Raw genomic sequence first — 5,269 nt, 5'->3', positions numbered from 1 at the left:
TAAAAAACTCATAGTTTTCCTTTTAAAGGTCTTGCCACCTTGGTTCGTCTTAAAAATGTTTTCTTCCCGGACTCAGCCTGTACTTTGTGTATCCCGGCCAGCGAAAATTGCACAACATGGTCTGCATATTTCTCAATATCTGTGATTTCCGAAGGACCGATCAGCTCCTTTTGGTTACTGCGAATGACCGCCGGATTGATACACTGGCTGATGATGCTTATCTCACAGAACTGAATCTGCATGTCCTGAGCCTGAGGCCGTATCAGCTCACGGATTGTATCTTGCATACTTTTTTGCAGAGGAAGCAGCGTTTCTTGCATGATCTCATTCAAAAGCCCTGTCGGATTTGCAAATTCTTTCATCACAATAAAGAACTCTTTGTTCTTTTTGTCGCTGATCCGATGCAGAAGGGCTATTATTTGTCCTCTCAGGCGTTCTTCCGGCGGTGAATCATCACTTACTCCGGCATCTGGAGGATGGGCTTTAATGGACTCGGAGAAGGCATATCGCCATGCTTCTCTATAAAGAGTTTCTTTGTCGCGGAAATGGTAATTCACGGCTGCAATATTTGCATTGGCCCTACCACAGATTTCCGCGATAGTAGCGTCCCGATAGCCTTTCTCCGCGAATACAGCGACCGCTGCTTCCAGCAGGTTTTTACAGGTTTTCTTACTGCATTCTCGTGGTGTCTTCATGTTGTCTCCAAGCGTCTGTCCTTTATCTATATTCAAATGTCATTTTAAAATGCTTATTTGAATATGTCAAGTCCAACATTAACAAATTACGAATAAAGATCGAACGGGATGATCGCACGGAGAGTTATTCTAACTGAGTCAGATCGCTTGAGAATTAATGCAAATAATCGTTAATTATAGATCCTCCTCTGAGCGCGACTTGTTGCTGAAATAAATGCAATTCAAACTTCAATAGATTGCTGCTTACAGGATGAAATTTTCAGATGTCAGAAACTTTCAAAGGCATTGAGTACTATGTGAAAGGTTGCTCTCCTATGAAAATCCAATGGGAGTTTAGTTCAGGGAGAAATAAATAGCGGTTTAGCCCTTATTGTATCTCTCTGGTTGTGGGGCACTCCTTCCTCGGAGGTATAAATTATAGCTGAAGTTTTTTTACAACTGTCGAAATCTTTACACTCCCTCTTTGTTAGCAGAAGACGCATTCTTTCGATTGAATGGACATCACTCTTTTAATCCGTAATAATCAATTTTAAAGTCCGCAGAGCTTATTTATACGCAGGTATTCTCAATAAAAGTAATTCCCGCTGAAACACGCAATAACCACGATAATTAAATACTCAGGGCGTCCCCTTTGAGGGGGCAGATGGGCAGGACTGAAGGCGCGATCCTTGCCACTGCCTCGGCACAAAACATTTGCAAGGATCGTGACTGAAGTCCTGGGCGGGCGGGGGTGATATAACAAATTTATGTCCGGCGATTCATAGGCTTTTCTGTTTAAGCTTATGGCTTGCCTGTCATACCGCATGTATTCTCCCTGGAGGGTTGGGGTGATCCGGATTAATTTCTGACCTGCAGGGCGCTGTCTTGTTAAAGTCTGTGCCCTGCAGGTCAACCGCTTTAATTTATTCATTGTGTTCCGCTCATCGACTACGCCCGCGCCCACCCGTCTGTTAACCGCCCATTTCCTTTAAGGCCTCGTGCACCCTGCCGACCATTTTTGCGGAGGGTTTAAGGGTCAGGTCGCCTTCTTCCTTCCACTTTGCGGGGCATCCCTCGGCAGTCTGTTTTGCGAGATGGAGGTTGGCCTTGAATTTTCTCATCAGCTCATCGACATTCCTGCCCATGTTGAAGTAGTTCACTTCCGCATTCAGCAGCTTGCCCTCGGGGTTTATAATGAAAGTGCCTCTCAATGAAAGCCCTGTGGCCTCGTCATAAACACCGAACATCTTCGCAAGCCTTCCAGTGACGTCAGAGCCCATGGGATACTTCACGTTTGCGAGCTGTTTTTCGTCTCTCTGCCAGGCGAGATGGACGAACTTTGTGTCCCTGCTGACGGTGATGATCTCAGCGCCCATTTTCTTGAACCTGTCGTACTGCTCTGCCAGAGCAGCAAATTCCGTGGCTCAGACAAAAGTGAAATCCGCGGGGTAAAAAAAGAGGATGGTCCACTTCTTGTTCTTCCTGAGTGTTGCAAGACTTATTTCTCCGAAGTCTCCTTTGGCCGGTTCAAATGTCTCCAGAGTGAAATTCGGGACCGTTGAACCGACATTACATCCTAAACACGCACATGCTTCCGGCATAAGCACCTCCTTGATTTTCAATCCGCAGATAAATTCCTGCTAAAATTTATATACATTAAAATTGTGTTGCTTGCAAGTGAAGCACCCTGCGGCAGAGACCGCAGGGCGTCATTATTTGAAAGTTTATTTTTTGGTGTCATTCCCGCAAGCGAAGCGCATCGGGAATCCTTCCGGAAAGATTCCGGACAAGCCGGAATGACAGAAATTTGGCCCCTACGCTTCGCTGATGACCTCGATCTTTCTTGCCTTTGCCCTCTCCGACTTGGGCAGGACGAGCTTTAGCACTCCGTTTTTTAACGTTGCCTTTATGTTGTCCCTGTCAACTTCATCGTTGAAAGTGAATACCCTCTGATAATCTCCGACACCGTATTCGTTTACTGACATTTCCAAAGTATCGTGCACTGTCGGGTCGATCATCCCGTGAACTGTCAGGAAATTTTTTTCAACGGTTATTTCTACGGATTTTTCATCCACCCCCGGCATATCGGCTGTCAGGAGTATATTGTTGGTTGTTTCTAAAATATCAACCGCGGGGCTGTATGTTTTTCTGTTTGTTTTGTTTATGTCTTTTACGGTTTCCGCCATACTTGTCACCTCCTTATTTAGTTATTCCACCTTTACTGTGATCTTCTTTGGCTTCTCTGCTTCAGCCCTCGGCAGCTCGATAAAAAGCACACCCTTTGAAAATTTTGCCGTCACCTTGTCCGCTTGAACATTAAAGGGAAGCTCAATGGTCCTGCTGAATTGACCGTACCAGCGTTCTTTCCTGGTGTATGATTCTCCTTCTTTCAACTCCTCAGGCTTGCGCTCAAACATCAATGTAAGCATTTCACCGCTTACCTCGATCTCAACACCTTCAGGATCGACTCCCGGGATCTCCACTGAAACCATTGCCTTCTCTTCGTTCTTCCACATGTTCATCGGCGGGAATTCTCCCCTTGCCGGATAGATCATTTCAAACAACTCACTGTTGAGACGATCAAAGTCCCTCCATGGATCCAGAACATTCTCCAATCTCTCAAGTTCTCTTGTTAACATGGTTCATTCCTCCTTTTTATTAAAATTTATTCATAGTTACGCTGATCAAATTGCAAGCGATGTGCCAGGAAAAAGGTTTTATAAAAAACAACAAGTTCGGCAGGGACAGTTTTCTATTCGCAAAGAAAAGGGGACGATATGGCCTGTTAATCGTGGGGCAATATGACCGGCAGAGGACATTGTGCCCCAACGGCATTTACTTGTTTAACTTTCTCCTGAGGGTGCGCAGGCTGATGCCGAGGAGTCTGGCGGCCCGGGTGCGGTTGCCGTCTGTCTGTTTTAATGCCTCCTGAATGAGCAGCTCTTCCGCCTTATCAAGGGGGGTGCCTTTTGGAATAAATGTCCCTTCGGAAGACGGCAGGATATCTGATTCGCTTTCAGGGCTTTTTATCTCACCAAGGTGTGGAAGTATATGCATGGGGAATATCCGTTTTGTGTCAGGCGGCAGCAGGGTCGCAACACGCGTCATGATATTCCTGAGCTCCCTGACATTTCCAGGCCACTGATATTGTTGAAGAAGGTGAACGGTTTCCGGTGAAAAAGACGGGTAGGGTTTTGAATGTCCCATTTCGTCAAAGGTCCTCTCAAGAAAATGAAGCGCAAGCACGGGGATGTCATCAACGCGCTCCCTGAGGGGCGGCAGGTGGACGCGGAGTACGTTTAAACGGTAGTAAAGGTCTTTGCGGAAAAGGCCGTTGCCAACAGCGCCTTCAAGGTCCATATGCGTGGCTGTTATCACCCTGACGTTAACCGGTATCCGTTTATCACTGCCGACGCGGTAAACCTCTCCGTCTTCAAGCACGCGCAGCAGACGGATCTGCAGGATAAGAGGCATATCGCCGATCTCATCAAGAAACAGGGTCCCGTTATGGGCGGTCTCAAATTTTCCCTTCCTGCTTTTTAACGCCCCGGTGAAGGCGCCTTTTTCATGCCCGAAGAGCTCGCTCTCAATCAAACTTTCAGGGATCGCGCCGCAGTTTATAGGCACAAATGGTCCGTCGGAGCGCGGGCTTAACATGTGTATCGCGCGAGCGACCAGTTCTTTTCCCGTGCCTGTCTCCCCTGAGACGAGAACTGTCTGCTCTGAGGCTGCGATCTGCGGAAGGGTGGAGAGCGCGAGTCTCATAGTGTAGGAGCGGAAGATGAAGTATGGTTTGGCCTTCACGCTTAACGGCTCGATCACCGACAGGGAAGTCGATGTGCGGGGCCTGCCGAAGCTCGCGCCCACTATGCCTGCAAATCTTTCCACATCAAGAGGCTTTTGAAGGCAGTCATCAAGTATCTGCCTGACCGACCCTTCAACAGGCTCCACATGGCAGTAGTTCTGCTCGGCCAGAAGATAAAAGAGTGTGCCGGGATGTGCTGCCTTGTAATCTTTTATGATGCTCAGGCATTTTTCATCTGCAAGTGTCAGCGAGATGAGTATTACATTGACCTGTTCAAGCGAAAGTGTCCCGGAGACCTCCGAAGCGGTTGCGGCAGTATACACCTGCGCTCCGAAATCTTTCAGGCCGCTTTCAATCCGGCTTGATGAAGACGGGTCATCTTCGATCACAAGTACAGAGAGTCCGCCAAGGTCCGGGTTTTTATTTACCATAATATCTTCCATGTTAAACAGGTATCGCTTTTATATTATACAAAGTTAATCAAATGATATTAATCAGCACGGAGTACTTCTCTCAGCCAGCCGGGCCTGTCTGTTGTCATGGAGTCAGCTCCGAGATTTCGAAAATAATCCGCAGTCTCAATATCGTTGACATTCCACACGTGGAATTCCATTTTGTTTTTACGCAGCTTTTTAACAAACGCTTCATCTCAGTAGTGTCCGGTTAATATTATGAGAATCATTCATAACAATATGAATACAAAAAACTTTTCCCATGATTTTCATGGTGTCGACTTGAATATAAGTCAGCATATTGGCAATCTTTTCGGAACTGTAATTTCCGGAGGTGC

At 46.7% G+C, this 5,269-nt stretch carries 5 protein-coding genes and 1 pseudogene; all 6 read right to left on the bottom strand.

What is annotated here, in order from left to right; genetic code table 11:
• Positions 1-8: 8 nt before the first annotated feature.
• Complete coding sequence (locus tag HZB61_03215; protein MBI5055611.1) at positions 9-695, bottom strand: CerR family C-terminal domain-containing protein; 687 nt, start codon at positions 693-695, stop codon at positions 9-11.
• Positions 696-1,645: 950 nt separating this feature from the next.
• Complete coding sequence (locus HZB61_03210; GenBank protein MBI5055610.1) at positions 1,646-2,275, bottom strand: peroxiredoxin; 630 nt, start codon at positions 2,273-2,275, stop codon at positions 1,646-1,648.
• 213 nt (positions 2,276-2,488) lie between these two features.
• Positions 2,489-2,860 (bottom strand): Hsp20/alpha crystallin family protein, encoded by a 372-nt coding sequence (locus HZB61_03205; GenBank protein MBI5055609.1) that lies wholly within the window; start codon positions 2,858-2,860, stop codon positions 2,489-2,491.
• Between the two features lie 21 nt (positions 2,861-2,881).
• Positions 2,882-3,313: an Hsp20/alpha crystallin family protein gene (locus HZB61_03200; protein MBI5055608.1), complete on the bottom strand. Its 432-nt coding sequence runs from the start codon at positions 3,311-3,313 to the stop codon at positions 2,882-2,884.
• 196 nt (positions 3,314-3,509) lie between these two features.
• Entirely contained in the window at positions 3,510-4,910 is a 1,401-nt protein-coding gene (locus HZB61_03195; protein ID MBI5055607.1) for a sigma-54-dependent Fis family transcriptional regulator, read from the bottom strand.
• A 59-nt stretch (positions 4,911-4,969) separates the two neighbouring features.
• Positions 4,970-5,122: pseudogene (locus tag HZB61_03190) on the bottom strand (glycerophosphodiester phosphodiesterase).
• Positions 5,123-5,269 lie beyond the last annotated feature (147 nt).

Source organism: Nitrospirota bacterium (genome assembly GCA_016214845.1).
In the GTDB taxonomy this organism is placed as follows: domain Bacteria; phylum Nitrospirota; class Thermodesulfovibrionia; order UBA6902; family UBA6902; genus SURF-23.
This window is presented reverse-complemented; position numbering and strand designations above follow the sequence as displayed.